The following is a 19,067-nucleotide window of genomic DNA, read 5'->3' on the forward strand; positions in this document are numbered from 1 at the left end:
CTGAGGTCAATTCGCTTGGGCGGCCCCGTCGTCCCGCTCGTCAGCATCCGCACCGCCACGCCGGGCTGGGCGGCGGATCTGTCGCAGGCGTGCCCCCGGGCGTCGACGGAGGTACCGATGACCGCCGCCGTCGCGGTGCCGGCCGGGACCAGCGTGGCCAGGTCGTCGGGGTCGCCGACGATCAACGGCAGCCGCAGGGCGGCGATGTCGGCTCTGGTGCGGTCGTCACCGCGGCCGGGGTTGATGGTAACCACCGTTCCGCCGCCCAGCAGCACTCCGAGGAAGGCCGCGACGTGACCGGGCCGGTTGCGCAGCAGCATGCCGACGCCGGAGGCCTCGGCGGCCACGGATGCGACGCGCCGCGCGGCGTCGCCCACCTCGCGCCACGAGATCCATTGGCCCCCAAACTCGATCGCGTGCGAGTCGCGCTGCAGGTCGAGCACGTCGGCGATGCGCCGGCTGAGCGGGTGCATCACCGGACCTTCGGTTCGCGCGCGGCGACCTCGCCTTGCTGGGCGCGCGATTCGCGCAATTCAGTGGTGCCGAGCGGGTTGCCCAGACGCGTGTAGATGAGCCCCTGCTCCATGGCGGCGCGGTAGGGCCGGTCCAGCGACTCCCAGATCGCCTTCACTGTGCCCTGGGTCGCCGACGGCGGCTTGCCGGCGATGGTCGCGGCGATCTCGTGGGCGCGCCCCCACAGTCGGTCGCGGGCGACGACCTCCGAAACCAAGCCGATGCGCAGGGCGGTGTCGGCCCCGACCCGCTCGTCGTTGCCCATCAGCGCCATCCGCAAGGTCTCGCCCAGGCCGATGCGCCGCATCAGCCCGATCGGCTCCAGCGCGCACACCAGGCCCGCCGATACGTGCGAGTCGAAAAACGTTGCGTCGTCCGAGCAGATGACAACGTCGGATTCGTTGACGAAATAGAACGCGCCCGCGGTGCACATGCCCTGGACGGCGCACACCACGGGTTTCCACATCTTCTGCCACTTGGGACTGAGCGCCTCGCCCGGATCCTCGTGGTTCCACACGTTTTCCGGTTGACCGTACGGCGTCTTGATGTCGAGACCGGCGCTGAACGCCCGGTCGCCGGCCGCCCGCAGCACCACCGCGTGCACCGACTCGTCAAGCTTGACCGCGCGCCAGGCCCGGGCCATCTCCTCACACATCGTGCGGTTGAATGCGTTTAGCTGCTCGGGCCGATTCAGCGTGATGGTGGCGACGTGGTCGTCGGCGTCGACCTCGAGCAGGATAGTTTCAAAGCTCATCGGCATTGCCAATTCGGCTTCCGCTTTTCGACGAAGGCCTTGGGGCCCTCCTGCGCATCCTCGGTTCGCAGCACGCGCTCCCGGAAGGTCTCGGCGAGTATCTCGGCCTCGTGCAGCGGCACGTTCAGGCCCTTGAGGATGGCCAGCCGGGTTCCCCGCACCGCCAGGGGCGCATTGGAATTGACGATATCGGCGATCTCGTAGGCCCGGTCCAATAGGCGGTCGTGCTCGACGATTTCGCTGATCAACCCGAGTTCGTAGGCGCGCTGGGCGCTCATCCGCTCGTGCTTGCCCATCAAGGCCATCCGCAGCGCGATCGAGCGGGGCAACACTCTGGACACCCGCACCAATTCGCGCCCGGCCACCAGCCCGATGCTCACGTGCGGATCGAAAAAGGTCGCCTGCTCTGACGCGATGACGATGTCCGTCGTAGTGACCCAGTCCATGCCGGCACCGCAGCACAGCCCGTTGACCGCGGTCAGCACCGGCTTGGCCATGGTGCGAAACGGCGGGGTGCCCTCCTGCGGTGCCTCCCACTGGTCGTATGTCGACAGGTACGGGCGCTCGTAGATCACCTTGCCGTCTTCGGGAATGGCCTTCACGTCGGCCCCCGTGCAGAACGCGCGGCCGGTACCGGTGACGACCAGCAGCCACACCTTGTCGTCGTTCTCGGCTTCGTCGTAGGCGGCGCGGAGTTCGGTGATCATGTGCGGGCTAAGAGCGTTGAGCGCCTCCGGACGGTTCAGTGTGATGGTGGCCGTGTGCCCGTCGACGTGGTAGTTGATCGTGTCGAACGAGTCAGTAGGCATGCGTGCTCCCTCATCTGCCCTGGAACTTTGGCGCCCGTCGTTGCCGAAACGCCTCCAGCCCCTCTTTGAAATCGCCTGTCCGACACGAGAGTTCCAAATTGAACAGCTCCTGCGTCAGCGATTGGCTCAGCGTCGCGTGCAGGCCGAAGTTCAGGGCCTGCTTGGCCAACCCGATCGCGGCCGTCGGTCCCGAGGCCACCCGCTGGACCAGTTTCTCGACGGTGTCGTCGAGTTCGGACCCGCTCACCGCCTGGTGGATCAGCCCCCAGTCGGCCGCATCAATCGCGCTGACCTTCTCGCCCAGCAGCAGCATCCGCCTGGCCCGTGCCAGCCCGACCAAGCGGGGCAGCAGCCAGGTGGAGCCCGAGTCCGGGCTGAAACCGCGGTCCACGAACGGTTCCCAGAACACCGCGTCGGCGGCGGCGACGGTGAAGTCGGCGGCCAGCGCGAGGTTGCAGCCGAACCCCACCGCCCATCCCCGCACGCTGCAGACCACCGGCAGCTGAACGCTCGCGACGAGTTCGATGACCCGGTGGGCGGCGTGGGGGATCCGCCGCACCAGATCACCCGTGCGCGGACGTTGGCCGCCCGGCTCATTGGCGGCCACCCAGTCGGCGCCGGCGCAGAAGTCTTCTCCCGCGCCGCGGATGTGTATCGCACGCAACGAATCGTCGGCGGCCGCATCGGTCAGCGCGGCAACCAACTCACCGATCATCAACTGGGTCAAGGCGTTACGCCGCGCCTGGCGATTCAATGTGACCCGCAGGACCGTGCCATCCCGGCACGCCGTGACCGATCCCTCGGCCTCGGCCGCGTCGGCCCCACGACTCACCGTCTAACCCGGCCTTTCTCCGCCGATACGGTTACCCATACAGTAGGCAATACGATTGATACGAGGTATAAGTTAGCAAGGAAACCCTAACGACGGAACAGAGCGGGGCGAAACCCGTGGATAAGGGCAGCATGGCCGAGGGCACAACCGCTTCGCCCCACACCGGCGACGCCAAATTCGGCGAGGCGCCGCTCGCCCAAACGGTCGCGGCGGCCGGCGCCATGCGGCGCCTCAGTTCGCTACTGCTATCCCTCGAGCACCCGCACCCCACCGTCGACGCGATGCTCGAGAAGTTCGCCGAGTGGGAAGGCGAGTTGGCCGCCGCGGCCCCGACGGACAGCGCACCGCGAATCGGGGAGGTCGCCGACGACCCGCGCCGCGTTTACCTCAACCACGCCACCGACATCGGTGCCTACAACCCGTGCTTTCCCGAGTACCGGTTCGACGAGCTCGATGCCGAGAAGGCCGCCGGGGTGGTGTGCTTCCCGCTCGTCTACGAGGGGCCACCGGGACTGGTGCACGGCGGCTTCCTCGGCGTGTTCTTCGACAGCGTGATCCAGCACCACAATTGCGTCACCGGCCTTTCCGGCAAGACCCGGTCGCTGCTCGTCACCTTCCGCCGGCCGACGCCGGTGCTGACCGACCTGCGCTTCGACATCGTTCGCTCACAGGTCGAACGGGGCATCGAGTCGACGGCGCGGCTGCTGCTCGACGACGAAGTGCTGTGTAAGGGCGAGGTCAAGACGTTGGCGTCGCGGCCGGAGGACCTGACCGCATTCAAATTCGGCAGGCGGCGAAAGGAGTCCGGCAGATGAGCGGCTCCAGCGTTTCGGACGATCGTGTGCTCTTCGACGTCGACCCCGAGCGGCGCATCGCGACGATCACGCTGAACAACCCCAAGCAACGCAACTCCTACGACGCGACGATGCGCGAGGCCGTCGCCCGCTGCCTGGACCGGGTGGCGGAGGACGACGACCTCACGGTGGTGCTGTTGCGCGGAGCCGAGGGAGTCTTTTCCACCGGGGCCGACATGAACAACGCCTACGGCTGGTACGGCGACAAGGCCAAGGCGTCCGACGACGCGGCGGCCAAGCGTCGTCCAAGTCAGCGCCGGCGACTCACTGTGGACCGCAAGTCTTTTGGCTTCTACCACAACTTCATGGGCTTCCCGAAGGTGACGGTGGGGGAGATCGCCGGCTACGCGCTGGGCGGCGGCTTCGAGATGGCGCTGATGACCGACATCTCCGTCATTGCGCGCGACACGAAGATCGGCATGCCGGCCACCCGCTTCCTCGGCCCGGCCCTGGGCAGTCTGCACATGTTCTTCCACCGACTGGGGCCGGTGCTGGCCCGGCGGCTGCTGCTGACCGGCGACATCATCGAAGCCGCCGAGATCGAGCACCTCGGAATCTTCACCGACACATGCGATCCCGGCGCGGTGACGGCGCGGGCTCGCTATTGGGCAGAGAAGGCGGCGAAGATGCCCGCCGACGGAGTCGTCATCGCCAAGGAGGCGTTCCGCCTCGTCGAGCAGAGCCAGGCGTACCAGGGCGAAGAAGTCGCGAGCTACCTGTTTCACGCCTACGGCACCAACCTGCAATTCGCGCCGGGCGAGTTCAACTTCGTCAAAACGCGAGCAGAGCACGGCGCGAAGGAAGCCTTCCGGCTACGTGACGAGCATTTCCACGTGCCGGAGCCGCCGGAAACACAAGGGTAGCCGCCGCATCAATCCACCTCTGCCACAAGAGATTCAGCACAAGGGGGATCGACAGTTTGCCCGCCTCCGAGCGACAACGCGGGCGCGTCGTTTGTAGCTGATGGACTTGTCGCTATGAGGCGGGCACAAGGCATTTCCCCTCCGCTAGCGACTCGTGTGGCCGGTGTGACTTGGCGGGCAGTTACCGCGTCGCGGCCGCCTTGCTCCGTCCGCGCTGGGCGGGCGACTTGGTCGCCTTGCGTTGCCCCGACGGCGCGGACTTGCCGCCTTTACCGCCCTTTTCGATCAGGCTGGCCGCGTGGTCGAGGATGCAGTCCAGCCCGAATTCGAAATTCGTTTCGTCGGGCGCCCCGATGCGGTGTCCCTGCCCGGTCACCTGTGCGATCAGCGGTGTGGTGGCGGGATCGATGGCCACGGCGTCCTCGATGGCGCGCGGCCCGCTGTCCGGGGTCTGGTTCTTCTCGTACAGCCGATGCAGCACCACAGAACCGCGGACGTGAACCGAAACGGCCGAGTAGGTGTCGAAGGCATCCTCGGGTGACAGGCCGGCCTCGACCAGGTTGGCTATCGCGCGCTCCATCTCCTGGGCGCCCAACCGCGCCGCCTTCGGGCTGAGGGCGGCGCGAATCAGAATCAGGTCGCACAGAATTGGATTGCCCATGAACGTCTTACGCATCAGGCGGGCATGGTTGCGCAGCGTCTCGCGCCAGTCGCTGGCCTCGACGTAGGGGGTGGCAAACACGTACTTGCTGAGGGCGCGGTCGGTCATCGCGTTGAGCAGATCGTCCTTCTTGCGGAAGTACCAGTAGATGCTGGTGACGCCCACGCCGAGATGTTTGCCGAGCAGTGGCATGCTCAGGTTGTCTATCGACACTTGCTCCGCGAGTTCGAATGCGCCGCTGATGATGTCGTCGGGATTGATGGACCCGCGCTCGCGCCGTTGACGCTTATCAGCGGTTGCCTGCTTTGCCACTACGGGCACCTCCATCACGATCTAGCCGTGCCACCGGTAAGGTGGAATCTACCGGCGGTTCCTCTCTGACCTGCGTATACGCGGGCGTGTCGTCGAGTTTTCCGTCTGCTACTGTAATACCTATCGTAGGCTTTTTGGTAAAACGGCTGGACACATGGATCTAGGGCTGGCGAATGCCACCGCGGTGGTGGTCGGAGGCAGTCGCGGCATGGGTCTGGCCACGGCCCGCTGCCTGGCCGACGACGGTGCCCGGGTGGCCCTGGTCGGCCGCAGCCGTGCGGCGCTCGATTCCGCGGTGACGGACTTGACCGGTCGCGGCAGCCCGGACGCGCTCGGGCTCGACGCCGACATCGCTGACGCCGGCGCGGTCGCCAAGGTGTTCGCCGAACTCGCCGAGCGGTGGGACGGCGAACTCAACGTGCTGATCAACACCGTGGGGCCCGGCGCGCCAGGCAGTTTCGAGGCTCTCAGCGACGAACAGTGGCACCAGGCCGTCGAAGAGGGCGTCATGGGCATGGTGCGCTGTGTTCGTTCGGCACTTCCGCTGCTGCGCAAGGCCCAATGGGCGCGGATCGTCAACTTCTCGGCGCACTCGACTCAGCGGCAAAGCGTCATGCTGCCGGCCTACACGGCGGCCAAGTCGATGTTGACCAGCGTCTCGAAGAACCTCTCGCTGCTGTTGGCCAAGGACGAAATTCTGGTCAATGTGGTGTCGCCGGGCAGCATCGCCTCCGAGTCGCTGGTCGGCTGGGCGAAGTCCGTCGGCGTCGACGGCACCGACCCCTATGCGCTGATGGACGCCATCGCCGAGCATTTCGGGCATCCGGCGCAAATGCCCCGGGCGGGCCTACCCGAGGAGATCGGCCCCGTCGCCGCGTTCCTGGCGTCGCGGCGCAACTCGTACATGACCGGAGCGAACATCAACGTCGACGGTGGGTCGGACTTCACCTGACTCGAAATCGATTGGCCGACAGAAGGAGTGAACGATGGCGACGGCTGGCGAGGCGCGTGTTTGGGCCCGAGGGGCCTTGCGGGGAATCGGCGACTCCCTCTACACGCCGTTCTGCGGCACCGACGGTGACGACATCGACTGGGACGCCTACCGGACGTTGGTCCGCTACTGCGTCGGCGACCTTGGGCACCCGATGTTGTGGTGCACCAGCGGGATCGCGGAGTTCTGGTCACTGACCCTCGATGAGCGCAAGCGGTTGCTGGAGGTGGCGATCGAGGAGGCGCGCGGCCTCAACCCCGATGTCGTCATCCAGGCCTGCACCGCGGCGATGTCAGCGAAGGACTGTCTGGAGTTGACACGGCACGCCCAAGAAGTGGGCGCCGACATCGCCTACATCCAAACGCCGATGATGGAGGCCCACGGCGGCGAGGGCGTGCTGAGGTTCTTCAAGTACGTTGCCGCGCGCACCGATATCGCGTTGGGCATGTTCAACTCCCCGTCCTCCGGCTACGTGCTGACTCCGGCCGAAAGCGCGCGCATCTACGACGAGGTGCCCGCCGTATGCGCCACCAAGGAGGGCGCGTTCCGGCCGGAGGCGAGCCGGCGGCTGCACGAGTTGGCGCCCGGCCTGGCGGTCTGGGAATGCGACCGGACCGTGTACCGCGCGGGGTGGCTGCGGGCCGGCATCGTCTGCCCGGCGCAATTGGGCACCTCTGGATACCTGTTCGAGACCCCGCAGCGGCGCCTGTTCTCCGAGTATTGGGATCTGGTGTGCAGCGACAAGCTCCTCGAGGCGATGGACTACGGGCGAGAGTCCGGGATGGACCAGTTCGACCTCGACATCGGATCGTGGTGGACCTGCTACCCGGGCCGGTCGGATTACTTCACCCACTGGGGCGGTGCGTTCAAGTACGCCGCCTCACTACTGGGCTTACCGATAGGCGACTATCCGCACTCCCGGCCCCCGCAGGCGCAGTTGCCGGGGGAGGCGAAGGCCCAAATTGAAAGCGCCTACCGGCGGCTGGGGCTCATCGCGGCATAGCCGCCTCACCATTACGGCCCAACGGATTACGACGCGAAACGGGCCCGGTCTCGGAAACCGGGCCCGCTCCCTCGACGCGCTATTTAGTTCTGCTCGGCGCGCTCGCGTGCTTCGGCGGCCTTGGCCTTGGCGCGGGCCTTCTCGGCCGCGGCTTCCTTCTTGCCCGCGTTGCGCTGCGCTTCGGCCTTGTCCTGCTGGGCCTCACCCTCGTTGATCAGGTCATCCCGGCCGAGGATCGTGCCGATGAATTCCTTGGCCTTACCGAATACGTCCTCGATGACGCCCCGGACCAGCTCGATGGGACCGCTCTTGCTGTCGACCATTGCATCTCCCTCCCATTGATGGATGGCTTAGCTGGAGCCTTCCCGGTTACCCCGGCGAGGCAAACCTGCCCGGAAAGTGGCGCGCGCCACAGCCTCAGTTGACCAGCGGCGGCGTGGGCCGGGCTTGGGTTTCCGTGGCAAACGGCGGCCCCGGTTCGCGTCGCATCCGGCGCTGTCGGGCCCGCAAAGCGATACCGACCGGAGCGCCGATCAGCGCCACCCAGAACAGGATCTGAGCGCCCGTCATCGCCAACTGGGCCCGCAGCAACACTCCGCGGGCTTGGCGGAGGCGATGAACGAGAGCCCTCAACAGTGTCTTCACCAGTAATCGATAACCCGCCCGATCGCCGTTTCAAACGCCGGCGACGGGCATAGTGTGATGGCTACTCGCCTAGCGAAGGGATCGTGGGAATGCTGACTCTCGGTGTGATCGGCTGGATAGTCATCGGGGGACTGGCCGGTTGGGTCGGCAGCAAAATCATGGGGACCGACGCCCAGATGGGGCTGATCCTCAACATCGTGGTCGGCATCGTGGGCGGCTTGATCGGGGGGTTTCTGCTGCGCGGCTTCGGCGTGAACGTCGCCGGCGGAGGCCTGTTCTTCTCGTTCCTCACGTGTCTGCTCGGCGCGGTGGTCTTGCTGGGGATCGTCAAGCTCATCACCGGGCGACGGGCGCCCCGTTAGGCGACCGCCGGATGACCGGAAAGCCAAGATCGCCAAGGACCTTCGACCATCGCGCGGTTGGCGGTTCAGCAGCGGGAAAGTCCCTGCTGGGTCGGGCTGCCGCCGGCCGCGGAGGCAGTTGTGGAATGCGCTACCGATAGGTATACAGTATGCGTACAAAGTCGGTGGGGATCCGGTAGGCAAGCGTGAGGAGGTGCCGCCACAGATGTCCGGCAGCGACGGTGCCTCCGAAGACGCGGTGCTCTACGAGGCCACGGCGAGCGGCGTCGCGATCCTGACCTTCAACCGTCCGGATCGGCTGAACGCCTGGGGCCCGGACATCGCCGCCGGCTTCTACGCGGGGATCGACCGAGCCGAACAGGATCCGGACGTCCGGGTGATCGTAGTGACCGGCCGGGGCAAGGGTTTCTGCGCCGGCGCGTATCTGGGCGCGCCGAGTTCGGCGCCCAGCTACGGCGAGAAGATGGAGAAGGCGGGTCAGACCGACCTGGCCGAGCTGGTCGGCGAGCGCGCACCCCATTTCGTGACCACTCTGCGCAAGCCCGTCATCGCGGCCATCAACGGAGCCTGCGTCGGCATCGGCCTGACGCAGGCACTCATGTGCGACGTCCGGTTCGCGGCCGCGGGCGCCAAGTTCGGCGCGGTGTTCGCGCGCCGCGGCCTGATCGCCGAATTCGGCATCTCCTGGATACTTCCGCGCCTGACGACCTGGGGCGTCGCCCTCGACCTGTTGTTGAGCGGGCGCACCTTCCTCGCCGAGGAGGCGGCCGAGCTCGGGCTCGTCAAAGAGGTCGTCACGCCCGAACATCTACTGAGCCGGGCCCTCGAGTACGCCGAGGACATCGCGCGAAACTGCTCGCCGGCTTCGATGGCGGTGATCAAACGGCAGGTATACGGCGACGCCACTCGCGACGTCGTGGACGCCACGTCACGGGCCGAGGTCCTGCTGCGCGAGGCGATGCCGCGCCCGGACGTCATCGAGGGGATCACCAGCTTCCTCGAAAAGCGGCCGCCGCAATTCCCGCCCTTGTTGGGGAACCTCACCCCAACCGACGCTTGATTTTCGCCGGTGGTACCGGGAAAGGATGATCATGGCCCACTTGGATTACAAGGCGATCGACGTCGACAACCACTATTACGAGCCACTGGATGCCTTTACCCGTCACTTGGGCAAGGCATTCAAGACCCGCGGCGTGCAGATGGTCACTCAGGGCAAGCGCACTTTGGCCGTAATCGGCGGCCGCGTCAACCATTTCGTTCCCAATCCCACCTTCGACCCGATCATCGTGCCGGGCTGCCTCGACCTGTTGTTCCGTGGTGAGATTCCCGAAGGCGTCGACCCGGCGTCGCTGATGAAGGTCGAGCGGCTCGCCGAACATCCGGAGTACCAGAACCGCGAAGCGCGCGTTGCCGTGATGGACACCCAGGACATCGAAACGGCGTTCATGCTGCCGACGTTCGGCTGCGGCGTGGAGGAGGCGCTCAAGGGAGACATCGACGCGACGATGGCGTCGGTACACGCGTTCAACCTCTGGCTCGACGAGGATTGGGGTTTCGACCGGCCCGACCACCGCATCATCGCCGCGCCGATCATCTCGCTGGCGGACCCGGCCGGCGCTGTCGACGAGCTGGAGTTCGTGTTGGCACGCGGTGCCAAGCTGGTCCTGGTGCGGCCGGCGCCGGTGCCCGGCGTCGTCAAGCCGAGGTCGCTGGGCGATCGCAGCCACGACCCGGTGTGGGCCCGGCTGGCCGAGGCGGGGGTTCCGGTCGGATTCCACCTCAGCGACAGCGGATACCTGCACATCGCGGCGGCTTGGGGAGGCAAGGCGACCTTCGAGGGGTTTGGTGAAAAGGATCCACTGGACACGGTGCTCCTGGACGACCGCGCCATCCACGACACCATGGCGTCGATGATCGTGCACGGCGTGTTCACCCGACACCCCAAACTCAGGGCGGTCAGCATCGAGAACGGCTCCTACTTCGTGCACCGGCTGGTCAAGCGCCTTAAGAAGGCGGCCAACAACTATCCGCGCAATTTCCCCGAGGATCCGGTGGAGCAGTTGCGCAACAACGTGTGGATCGCGCCGTACTACGAGGACGACCTGACGGAGCTGGCCAAGGTCATCGGCGTCGACAAGATCCTGTTCGGTTCCGACTGGCCGCACGGTGAAGGCCTCGAGTCGCCGCTATCGTTCGCCGAAGAGCTCGTCGGATTCAGCGACGCGGATATCCGGAAAATCATGCGGGACAACGCTCTAGATCTCCTCGGTGTCCAGGTCGGGTCGTCCGCTTGATTATTCGAGGCTGGTTACGCTAGTGAGCGAATGGACCGTAGGCGCGGTTCTTGACGCCATCGCCGACGTCATCCCCGACCGTTTGATGACCGTCTGCGGAGATCGCCGCAGCACGTTTGCCGAATCCGCAAGGCGCACCGATGGTCTGGCAAATTACCTCAGCGGCAAGGGATTCGGGGCCTACGCCGAGCGCGAGACGCTCGAGCCGTGGGAATGCGGCCAGGACCGGGTCGCGCTCATCATGTACAATGACCTGTACCCCGACATGGTGATCGGGTGCCTCAAGGCGCGCACCGTCCCGGTCAACGTGAACCACCACTACTCGCCGCGCGAAATCGCCGACCTGCTCGCGTATATCCGTCCCAGGGCAATCATCTATCATCGCGCCCTCGGCGCCCGGTTCGCCGACGTGCTCCCCCCGGAGGCGACGGAGCTGCTGGTGTCCATCGACGACGGCAGCGGCGCCCCGGAATTGCCGGGCGCCGTGTCGCTTGACGATGCGCTGGCGACCGGCGCCAGCGGCTTTCCCCCCGCAGGGTCGCCCGACGACCTGATCATGATGTGTACCGGTGGAACGACCGGACGGCCCAAGGGAGTCCTGTGGCGCCAAAGCGACATGTACGTGTCGTCGATGGTGGGCGCCGACCACGCGAGCGTCACCGAGATTCACGACAAGGTACGCGGCGGCGGCCCACCATGGTTCGCCGTCTCGCCGCTGATGCACGCTGCCGGCATGTGGACCGCGTTCGCCGCGCTGTGTGCGGGCCTGACCGTCGTGCTCTACGACGACCGCAACAAGCTCGACGTCCGGTCCGTGTGGGAAACCGCCGAGCGCGAAAAGGTCGGCATGATGACGATGGTCGGCGACGCGTACGCCGGGCCGCTGATCGCCGAACTGCGCGTCCACCGCTACGACTTGTCCGCGCTCAACGCCATCGGCACCGGTGGGGCCGCCACCAACGCGAAATACAAACGCGCGCTGATGGAATGCATTCCACACATCACCATCATCGAAGGCTACGGATCCTCGGAGAGCGGAAACATGGCCTTCGGCCACAGCCACAACGGCACCGCGAGCGAGACCTTCGCGCCCCGGGAAGGCGCCACCGTCGTCTCCGCCGATCGCACCAGGTTCCTGCGTCCCGGTGACCACGAGATCGGCTGGGCCGCCAGAACGGGACGGATTCCGCTGGGCTACTTCGACGACGCCGAGGCCACCCGGCGCACCTTCCCCCGGATCGAGGGCCAGCGGGTGGTGATACCGGGCGACCGCGCATCCATCGAAAAGGACGGCACCATACGGCTTTTCGGTCGTGACTCGCTGGTGATCAACACCGGCGGCGAAAAGGTCTTCGTCGAAGAGGTCGAGGAAGTGCTGCGCGCACATCCGGGGATCGCCGACGCCCTCGTGGTGGGACGGCCCAGCGAGCGGTGGGGCCAGGAAGTCGTCGCGCTCGTCGCGCCACACCCGGGCGCCGACCTGGGCGCCGACGGGCGTGCTCTCTATACCTTCTGCACCGCGCAACTGGCACATTTCAAGGCGCCCAAGGCGTTCATCTTCGTCGAGCAGATTCAGCGTCTGGGCAACGGCAAGCCCAACTACCGGTGGGCCCGAGAGCAAGCTGAAGAGAAGGTGCCATGAACACCAAGGCGATTGACTGCCTCGTCAACGTGCACTTCGGTGAGGCGGACTCCCAACCCACCTGGATGCTCAAGGTCCGAGACGACTACTTCAAGGGCCCGGAATCGATGTTCGCGCCCGTCGACCTGTTCGAGCTGCTCGACGAGATGGACGAACAGGGAGTGCAGCGAGCGATCCTGATGGATTCGCTGGCCAGCCCGTCCACCACGGCGCGCAAGTTCATCGAAGCCAAGCCGGACCGGTTCGCCCTGGCGATGGGTGGGGCGAACCTGTTGCGGCCGGTCCGGTCCCTGCGCGAGCTGACCGCCGTCGTGAGCGACCTGCCGGTGGCGTATGCGGTTGTGGGACCGAGCTTTTGGGGCGACGGGCAGTATCCGCCCAGCGACGCCGTCTACTACCCGCTCTACGCGAAGTGCGCGGAGCTGGACCTCCCGTTGTGCATCAACACCGGCATCCCGGGCCCGCCGATTCCGGGAGAGGTCCAGCACCCCATGCACCTGGACCGGGTGTGCGTGCGTTTTCCCGAGCTGAAACTGTGCATGATCCACGGCGCCGACCCGTGGTGGGACGTCGCGATCCGGTTGCTGCTCAAATACGCCAACCTGCGCCTGATGACTTCGGCATGGTCGCCCAAGCGGCTGCCGGAATCGCTGCTGCACTACATGCGGACGCGCGGCCCGAACAAGGTGATCTACGCGTCGGACTGGCCGGTGCTGCGCATGCGCCGGGTTTTGCCGGAAGCGCGCGCGCTGGACCTGCCCCCCGAGGTGCTCGACAACTACCTCTACAACAACGCGCAGGAGTTTTTCTTCGGGAAGGAACGCTGACCATGGACCGCTTCGAACTGCGCAGACTCGACTACAGCCTGTCCGAGGACCACGTGGCTCTGCAGAACGCGTACAAGCAGTTCTTCAAGACCCAGTGCTCCATCGAAACGGTGCGCGCCGCGGAACCGTCCGGGTTCGACAAGAACCTGTGGGAGCGGCTGTGCGCGATGGGCGCGACCACGATGGCACTGCCCGAGTCGTGTGGCGGCGACGGTGCGACGCTGGTCGATCTCACCCTGGTCGCCGAGGAGATCGGCCGCTCGCTGGCGCCGGTCCCGTGGATCGACCACGTGTGCGCCGCGCGGCTGCTGGGGCGCCTCGATGCGTTGACCGCCGACACCGCCGGGGTGGCCGCCGGTGAACGGCTCGCGGGGCTCGATGCCCGCCTCGGCGGTCCGCCGGGCGTCCGGCTGATCCCGACGGGCTCGATCGCCGACCACGTCGTCCTGCGTGAGGGCGACCAGGTGGTGCGGCTGACGTTCGGCACCCGGCCGACCAAGGTCGACAACATCGGCCGGTTGCCGATGGCCTGGGTGGACCCGGCCACCGCGGACACCCGCACTGTGATCGGCGAGGGCCCGGACGCGGTGGCGAATTACCAACGCGCCCTCGATGAATGGCGGCTGCTGACCGCGGCGGCATTGGTGGGCCTGGTCGAGGAGACGATGACCATCGCCGCGGAATTCGCCAAGACGCGCTACACGCTCGGTGTGCCGATCTCGACGCTGCAGGCCATCTCGCACCCGCTCGCGAACATGGCCATCACCGTTCAGGGTGGCCGCAACCTCGCCCGCCGGGCCGCCTGGTTCCTGGACAACGAACCCGACGAGCGGCCGGAGCTGGCGCCGTCTGCGTTCGTCTTCATGGCCGAGGAGGCCGCCAAGGCGGCGACGATGGCAGTGCACATCCAAGGGGGCCTTGGGGTTTCCTCCGAAGCCGCGGCCACGGCGTATCTGGTGCGCGCCCGGGGATGGCCGCTGGCCGGCGGCGACCCCGGCGCCACCGCCCTCCGCGTCGCCGAGATCGTCGCGGCCCGCGAGAGCACACCCCAGCCCGCCTAAATCGGCTCAAGACAGGAGCGAACGGATAATGGACTTCTCCCGAGTCGAGCTGTCCGAGGAAGACCAGGCCTTCCGCGAGGAGGCGCGGAACTTCCTGAGCACCCACATGACCGAAGAGGTGCGGCGCCGCGACCGCGAGACGGGCGACAACTTCGACGAGGGCCTGCACCTGAAGTTCGGCGCCGCAGGCTATTTGGAGGCCGAGTGGAAGCCGGAATCCGAGGGCGGGTTCAGCCGCGTCCGGCGGCGCATCTGGGAGTTGGAGAAGCGGCGGGTGCACGTGCCCTGGGTGACGTGGGGCACCACCGCGATGGTGGCACGCTCGGTGGCGAAGTTCGGGACGGCCGAACTGCGTGACGAGGTGCTGCCCAAGGTCTTCAGCGGCGAGGTCCGGCTCTGCCTCGGCTACACCGAGCCCGAGGGCGGTTCCGACGTCGCCACCTGCAAGACCCGCGCCGTACGTGACGGTGATGCGTGGATCATCAACGGCTCCAAGATGTTCACCACCGGCGCGCACAACTGCCAGTACGTGTTCCTGATCACCAACACCGCCCCCGAGGCCCCGAAGCACAAGAGCCTGACCATGTTTCTGGTTCCGCTGGACTCACCGGGCATCGACATCCAGGGCATCCGCACCGTGGACGGGGACCGCACCAACATCGTCTACTACAGCGACGTCCGCGTCGACGACAAGTACCGGCTCGGTGACGTGAACGCCGGCTGGACCGTGCTGCGCGAGCCGCTCAACGTCGAGCACGGCGCCGTTGCCGCGGCGCCCGACGGGCTGCAGGACACCTCGATCATGATGCACCAGGCGGGATTCATGTCGGAGGCCGTCGACAAGGCCGCCGCCCGCGTGGCGCAGCCAGGCCCGGACGGGCGACGGCTGATCGACGACAAATCCGTCGCGTACCGCCTTGGCCGGTGCGCGGCCCGCCTGGAAATCGCGCTGTCGTCACCGAGCATCTACGGGCGCGTCGCCATCGCACAGACCATGCGCGACATCTCCCCAGACCTGATGGACATCCTCGGGGCCGCGTCGACCCTGCCGTACGGTACCGACGGCGCCGCCGACGACGGCAGCGCCGAATACGCCTACCGGTTCGCCCCCCTGGTGGGCATCTACGGCGGCACGCTCGAGGTGTTCCGCAACATGATCGGCCAATACACGCTCGGCTTGGGCAAGCCGAATTATTCGCCGCCGCTTCAAAAAACCTGAGTCAAAACCGCGCCCAACGTGCAATCACGGCGACCGCCGTCGGCTTGTCGTCGCAGCCCTTACCCGTTCGGCGCGGCTTCGAGCGCGGCGTTGAGCTGCTGCGGTTCCATTCCCGCGTGCCGGCAAACGAGCAAAACGGCGTGGGCGGAATCGGCTTCGAAGACGCCGAACATCCATTCGCCCGCGGGAACCGCCATCGTCATCACCCGCCGCACCGACGCGCCGTCTGCCGTCATCGACTGGGTGGATTGGTCGAGCCTCGCGGCGATGCGGTCAATCTCGTCTTGGTCGAGCGCGGGACGGTACCACTCCGCGAGGTAGTAACCCCTGCCGTCGGCGCGTTGACTCATCCCGGTAAAGCTACCGGGAGGCAACTGCGGCGTCATCAGGGATTTCCCTTAGTTCCGATCTGTACGTAGGCGCGTTCTGGCTGTTTGACGACAGCTTTCGCCGTTTGAGGCGTTCGAGGTCGATGTCCAGTAGCCGCACAGTCCACATTCGGCGTATCCACAGGCAGCACGATTTCGTTGCGCCGGCAAATACCAGCCCCTAGGCTACGTATTTGCTGGAGACTGCCCAAGGGAACGCGGGAATCGCCAATGTCATGCACATTCTGCGCCGCCGGTGGCTGATGCGGGCCGGCCTGTGACGGGCGGGAAGAGCGGATCGACTGAAGCTAGGGCAGTCGACGACTTCCTCAGTTCCGCGAGCGGCGGGCCGTCCGCGTTGGTGATCGAGGGCGACGCGGGTATCGGCAAGACCACTCTGTGGTTGTCGGCGCTGGACACAGCCCGAGAGCGCGGCTTCGCGGTCTTGGCCGCGCGAGCGGCGGCGACCGAATCGGTGCTGGCCTACGCGTCGTTGGCCGACCTGATGGCCCACACAGGGGCGGACTGGAGACAACTGCCGGATCCGCAACGTCTCGCGCTCGATCGAATCTTGTTGCGAGCCAGCACTGACGCCGAGCCCACCGACCAACGCACCGTTGCCGCCGCAGTGCTGTCGGTCGTCCAGATCCTCGCTGAGAAGTCACCAGTGCTGGTGGCCATTGACGATCTGCAATGGCTGGATCCCTCCAGCGCGATGGCCATCGGATTTGTCGCACGACGGCTCACCGGACGAGTTGGCATGCTGGCAACCTTCCGCACCAACAGCCACCGGGACCGCGCGCCGTCGTGGTTCGTCCCACCGCCACCCGCAGAATTGACCAGGACTCGGCTGGGCCCCTTGAGCATTGGCGCGCTTCACGCGGCGGTGTCGCAGCGGCTGGGTCGCTCGCTATCACGGCCCCAAATCTCACGCATCTATGGGGTCTCGGCCGGAAATCCCTTCTACGCCATCGAACTGGCGCGCACATTGCTCGACCAGCCACCCGGCACGCAGGTGTCGCTGCCGGCTACCCTGATGGAGCTGGTGCGCAACCGCGTCGGGACACTCGAACCGGCAGTGCGCGAGGTGCTGCTCGCGGTGTCCTGCCTTGGCGCACCGAGCATCGAGGACATCGCGCACGCGACCGGCGGCGACGCGGACGACGTCGTTGCGCTACTGGGCGTCGCCGAAGTACAGGGCACCGTCGAAATCGCCGGCAACCGCGTGCAGTTCACCCATCCCCTACTGGCCCAGGGCTGCTACGACGACGCCACCGCAGCGCAGCGCCGCGCCATGCACCGCCGCCTCGCCACCTTGGTCACCGAACCTGAGCTACGCGCCAGGCACTTGGCGTTGTCCGCCCCGACTGCCGACCCCGCCACGCTGCAAGCCCTCGATGCGGCGGCTCGGAGTGCCCGCGTGCGTGGGGCGCCGATGGCCGCGGCCGAAATGTTGGAGCTGACGATCAGGCTCGGCGCAGACAGCCCTAAGCGTCGAATCCGGTTGGCACGCAACTACCTCGACGCCGGTGATCCGGCGCGGGCAGGGGCCCTGCTCGAGGACGTCATCAGGGCGTTGCCGCCCGGGACTCAGCGAGCCGAAGCGTTGAGCATGCACGCGGTGGTCGCCCTGTACGGCGAGAGCTTCCTTGAGGCCGCCGAGTTGCTGGAGCGCGCCCTCAGTGAGGTCGGCGATCAGCTACCGCTGCGCGTGCAGATATTGGTCAGTCTCTCGTTTGCGATGCTGAATACCGGTGACTCAGCCGCTGCTCTTCGCATCGTTGAGGACGCCGTCACCAACGCGGAGCGGCTAGGTCACCCGCAGTTGCTCGGCCAGGCACTGAGCCTGCGGGCACATTTGCGCTTTCGGCACGGCGACGGCATCGACGAAGCCGGGCTGCAGCGCGCGCTGGAATTAGAGGACAACGCGTTCATGCCTGCGGCACTACGACCAAGCATGCAAAAGGCTCTGCTGCTGGGTTGGAGCGGACAGCTCGATACGGCCTACGCGGAGATGGTAGGCCTGCGACAAGCCTGCATCGAGCGCGGTGAAGAGAACGAACTGATCCACTTGGCCTTCAACCTCTTTCAGATCGAAATGTGGCGTGGGAACGTTGGCAATGCAAGTCTGCTGGCCGAGGACGCTGCAGCACGGGCGGAGCTGCTCCGCACCGAGCTTGCGCGGGGCGTCGCCCTGACGATGAGCGCTACTCTCGCCGCCCATGCCGGCCGTGAAGGCGAGGCGCGTGCCGACGTCGAGAAGGCGCTCACGGCAAGCCGGCGCTGCGGCGCGCACATTCTTGCGCTGTGGCCGCTCACCACGTTGATCTTTCTGGAGGTGTCCCTCGGCAACTACCACGCGGCGGTGAGCATCGCCGAACCCATGCTGTCGCAAGCTAATTGGGATCGGCAAACAACCGAGCTCGTCCAGGCACCTTTTTTGCCCGACGTTCTTGAGGCGTTGATCGCCCTCGGACGCTACGACGAAGCGGAGCCGCCGATCGACGCGCTTGAGCGCAACGGTCGCCGGATGGGTCGTGCGTGGATGCTGTCAGTCGGCGCGCGCAGCCGCGCGATGCTGTTGGCCGCAAAGGGCGACGTGACCGCAGCGACCGCGGCGGCCGAGGCTGCGATGGTCGAGCATGACACGCTGCCGATGCCGTTCGAGCGGGCCCGAACCCAGCTGCTGATCGGCCAAGTTCAGCGCCGGCGACGCCACCGCGACGATGCCACGGTCAACGTGAGCGCGGCGCTGGCGGTCTTCGACGAACTGGACACGCCCCTGTGGGCGGCGCGAGCCCGCGCGGCGCTAGCCCATTCCGGGGCCAATACGGGTCCGGCCAAGCTGCTTACCGCCGGCGAACGACGAGTGGCCGAGCTAGCGGCGTCGGGAATGACCAACCGCGAGGTGGCCGCCGCGTTATTCATCAGCCCAAAGACCGTGGAAGTCCACCTCACCCGGGTCTACCGCAAGCTGGACGTGCGCACCCGCGCCGGATTGGCCCGCCGCATCGACCAGCTCAAGACATGATCGTGTGACGCCCGCCCTCGGCTGAT

The 19,067-nt window shown here is 66.7% G+C and carries 20 protein-coding genes; 12 read left to right on the top strand and 8 right to left on the bottom strand.

Annotated features, from left to right (window positions below; genetic code table 11):
- The 4 genes from A5706_RS18735 to A5706_RS18750 form a co-directional block, all read right to left on the bottom strand.
- Positions 1–473 (bottom strand): AMP-binding protein (locus A5706_RS18735; protein ID WP_156767216.1); only part of this gene is annotated, 473 nt, incomplete at its 3' end.
- Complete coding sequence (locus A5706_RS18740) at positions 473–1,273, bottom strand: enoyl-CoA hydratase/isomerase family protein (RefSeq protein ID WP_068133526.1); 801 nt, start codon at positions 1,271–1,273, stop codon at positions 473–475. The genes A5706_RS18735 and A5706_RS18740, both read right to left, overlap by 1 nt.
- A complete protein-coding gene (locus A5706_RS18745; RefSeq protein WP_068133528.1) occupies positions 1,264–2,076 on the bottom strand; it encodes an enoyl-CoA hydratase/isomerase family protein in 813 nt (270 codons plus the stop codon). The genes A5706_RS18740 and A5706_RS18745 overlap by 10 nt, the downstream gene beginning before the upstream one ends.
- Positions 2,077–2,086: 10 nt before the next feature.
- The gene (locus tag A5706_RS18750; RefSeq protein ID WP_068133532.1) at positions 2,087–2,908 is read right to left on the bottom strand and encodes an enoyl-CoA hydratase/isomerase family protein; all 822 of its coding nucleotides are present in this window, start codon (positions 2,906–2,908) and stop codon (positions 2,087–2,089) included.
- A gap of 131 nt (positions 2,909–3,039) precedes the next feature.
- Between A5706_RS18750 and A5706_RS18755 the strand changes: the two genes are divergently transcribed.
- Together A5706_RS18755 and A5706_RS18760 are read left to right on the top strand one after the other, a co-directional pair.
- Positions 3,040–3,723: a hypothetical protein gene (locus A5706_RS18755; protein WP_068133602.1), complete on the top strand. Its 684-nt coding sequence runs from the start codon at positions 3,040–3,042 to the stop codon at positions 3,721–3,723.
- A complete protein-coding gene (locus tag A5706_RS18760) occupies positions 3,720–4,625 on the top strand; it encodes an enoyl-CoA hydratase/isomerase family protein (protein ID WP_068133535.1) in 906 nt (301 codons plus the stop codon). Before A5706_RS18755 ends, A5706_RS18760 begins: the two co-directional genes overlap by 4 nt.
- Positions 4,626–4,806: 181 nt before the next feature.
- Here the strand turns inward: A5706_RS18760 and A5706_RS18765 are convergent, their stop codons facing one another.
- Entirely contained in the window at positions 4,807–5,613 is an 807-nt protein-coding gene (locus A5706_RS18765; protein ID WP_068133538.1) for a TetR/AcrR family transcriptional regulator, read from the bottom strand.
- 139 nt (positions 5,614–5,752) lie between these two features.
- Between A5706_RS18765 and A5706_RS18770 the strand changes: the two genes are divergently transcribed.
- A complete protein-coding gene (locus tag A5706_RS18770) occupies positions 5,753–6,550 on the top strand; it encodes an SDR family NAD(P)-dependent oxidoreductase (protein ID WP_068133541.1) in 798 nt (265 codons plus the stop codon).
- Between the two features lie 34 nt (positions 6,551–6,584).
- Positions 6,585–7,592, top strand: a complete 1,008-nt coding sequence (locus tag A5706_RS18775) for a dihydrodipicolinate synthase family protein (protein WP_068133547.1) — start codon at positions 6,585–6,587, stop codon at positions 7,590–7,592.
- A gap of 83 nt (positions 7,593–7,675) precedes the next feature.
- Here the strand turns inward: A5706_RS18775 and A5706_RS18780 are convergent, their stop codons facing one another.
- Entirely contained in the window at positions 7,676–7,915 is a 240-nt protein-coding gene (locus tag A5706_RS18780) for a CsbD family protein (RefSeq protein ID WP_068133550.1), read from the bottom strand.
- Between the two features lie 94 nt (positions 7,916–8,009).
- Positions 8,010–8,237, bottom strand: a complete 228-nt coding sequence (locus tag A5706_RS33135; RefSeq protein ID WP_156767217.1) for a hypothetical protein — start codon at positions 8,235–8,237, stop codon at positions 8,010–8,012.
- A gap of 89 nt (positions 8,238–8,326) precedes the next feature.
- Between A5706_RS33135 and A5706_RS18785 the strand changes: the two genes are divergently transcribed.
- From A5706_RS18785 to A5706_RS18815, 7 genes are all read left to right on the top strand, one after another.
- Entirely contained in the window at positions 8,327–8,599 is a 273-nt protein-coding gene (locus A5706_RS18785; protein ID WP_068133553.1) for a GlsB/YeaQ/YmgE family stress response membrane protein, read from the top strand.
- A gap of 205 nt (positions 8,600–8,804) precedes the next feature.
- Positions 8,805–9,659 (top strand): enoyl-CoA hydratase, encoded by an 855-nt coding sequence (locus tag A5706_RS18790; RefSeq protein ID WP_068133555.1) that lies wholly within the window; start codon positions 8,805–8,807, stop codon positions 9,657–9,659.
- 31 nt (positions 9,660–9,690) lie between these two features.
- Positions 9,691–10,893, top strand: a complete 1,203-nt coding sequence (locus A5706_RS18795) for an amidohydrolase family protein (protein ID WP_068133604.1) — start codon at positions 9,691–9,693, stop codon at positions 10,891–10,893.
- Between the two features lie 22 nt (positions 10,894–10,915).
- A complete protein-coding gene (locus A5706_RS18800; protein WP_068133558.1) occupies positions 10,916–12,535 on the top strand; it encodes an acyl-CoA synthetase in 1,620 nt (539 codons plus the stop codon).
- Positions 12,532–13,362 carry an amidohydrolase family protein gene (locus tag A5706_RS18805; RefSeq protein ID WP_068133559.1) on the top strand — a complete coding sequence of 277 codons (831 nt, stop codon included), beginning with the start codon at positions 12,532–12,534 and terminating at the stop codon, positions 13,360–13,362. The genes A5706_RS18800 and A5706_RS18805 overlap by 4 nt, the downstream gene beginning before the upstream one ends.
- A gap of 2 nt (positions 13,363–13,364) precedes the next feature.
- Positions 13,365–14,423 (top strand): acyl-CoA dehydrogenase family protein, encoded by a 1,059-nt coding sequence (locus A5706_RS18810; protein WP_068133563.1) that lies wholly within the window; start codon positions 13,365–13,367, stop codon positions 14,421–14,423.
- Positions 14,424–14,451: 28 nt separating this feature from the next.
- Positions 14,452–15,642, top strand: a complete 1,191-nt coding sequence (locus tag A5706_RS18815) for an acyl-CoA dehydrogenase family protein (RefSeq protein ID WP_068133567.1) — start codon at positions 14,452–14,454, stop codon at positions 15,640–15,642.
- A gap of 59 nt (positions 15,643–15,701) precedes the next feature.
- On the opposite strand, the gene A5706_RS18820 is transcribed toward A5706_RS18815, so the two are convergent.
- Positions 15,702–16,028, bottom strand: a complete 327-nt coding sequence (locus tag A5706_RS18820) for a hypothetical protein (protein WP_156767218.1) — start codon at positions 16,026–16,028, stop codon at positions 15,702–15,704.
- A gap of 259 nt (positions 16,029–16,287) precedes the next feature.
- Here A5706_RS18820 and A5706_RS18825 point away from each other — a divergent pair, with 259 nt between their 5' ends.
- Positions 16,288–19,041 carry an AAA family ATPase gene (locus A5706_RS18825; RefSeq protein ID WP_068133573.1) on the top strand — a complete coding sequence of 918 codons (2,754 nt, stop codon included), beginning with the start codon at positions 16,288–16,290 and terminating at the stop codon, positions 19,039–19,041.
- Positions 19,042–19,067: the final 26 nt, after the last annotated feature.

It is taken from the genome of Mycobacterium sp. E796 (assembly GCF_001672815.1).
GTDB lineage: Bacteria > Actinomycetota > Actinomycetes > Mycobacteriales > Mycobacteriaceae > Mycobacterium.

What these genes read in the sequence shown, in the direction of transcription:
- A5706_RS18740 (WP_068133526.1), bottom strand. Translation starts at nt 1,273, where the DNA reads ATGCCGATGAGCTTTGAAACTATCCTGCTCGAGGTCGACGCCGACGAC.
- A5706_RS18745 (WP_068133528.1), bottom strand. Translation starts at nt 2,076, where the DNA reads ATGCCTACTGACTCGTTCGACACGATCAACTACCACGTCGACGGGCAC.
- A5706_RS18820 (WP_156767218.1), bottom strand. Translation starts at nt 16,028, where the DNA reads ATGACGCCGCAGTTGCCTCCCGGTAGCTTTACCGGGATGAGTCAACGC.
- A5706_RS18765 (WP_068133538.1), bottom strand. Translation starts at nt 5,613, where the DNA reads ATGGAGGTGCCCGTAGTGGCAAAGCAGGCAACCGCTGATAAGCGTCAA.
- A5706_RS18775 (WP_068133547.1), top strand. Translation starts at nt 6,585, where the DNA reads ATGGCGACGGCTGGCGAGGCGCGTGTTTGGGCCCGAGGGGCCTTGCGG.
- A5706_RS18805 (WP_068133559.1), top strand. Translation starts at nt 12,532, where the DNA reads ATGAACACCAAGGCGATTGACTGCCTCGTCAACGTGCACTTCGGTGAG.
- A5706_RS18755 (WP_068133602.1), top strand. Translation starts at nt 3,040, where the DNA reads ATGGCCGAGGGCACAACCGCTTCGCCCCACACCGGCGACGCCAAATTC.
- A5706_RS18780 (WP_068133550.1), bottom strand. Translation starts at nt 7,915, where the DNA reads ATGGTCGACAGCAAGAGCGGTCCCATCGAGCTGGTCCGGGGCGTCATC.
- A5706_RS18815 (WP_068133567.1), top strand. Translation starts at nt 14,452, where the DNA reads ATGGACTTCTCCCGAGTCGAGCTGTCCGAGGAAGACCAGGCCTTCCGC.
- A5706_RS18770 (WP_068133541.1), top strand. Translation starts at nt 5,753, where the DNA reads ATGGATCTAGGGCTGGCGAATGCCACCGCGGTGGTGGTCGGAGGCAGT.
- A5706_RS18760 (WP_068133535.1), top strand. Translation starts at nt 3,720, where the DNA reads ATGAGCGGCTCCAGCGTTTCGGACGATCGTGTGCTCTTCGACGTCGAC.
- A5706_RS18810 (WP_068133563.1), top strand. Translation starts at nt 13,365, where the DNA reads ATGGACCGCTTCGAACTGCGCAGACTCGACTACAGCCTGTCCGAGGAC.
- A5706_RS18790 (WP_068133555.1), top strand. Translation starts at nt 8,805, where the DNA reads ATGTCCGGCAGCGACGGTGCCTCCGAAGACGCGGTGCTCTACGAGGCC.
- A5706_RS18785 (WP_068133553.1), top strand. Translation starts at nt 8,327, where the DNA reads ATGCTGACTCTCGGTGTGATCGGCTGGATAGTCATCGGGGGACTGGCC.
- A5706_RS18795 (WP_068133604.1), top strand. Translation starts at nt 9,691, where the DNA reads ATGGCCCACTTGGATTACAAGGCGATCGACGTCGACAACCACTATTAC.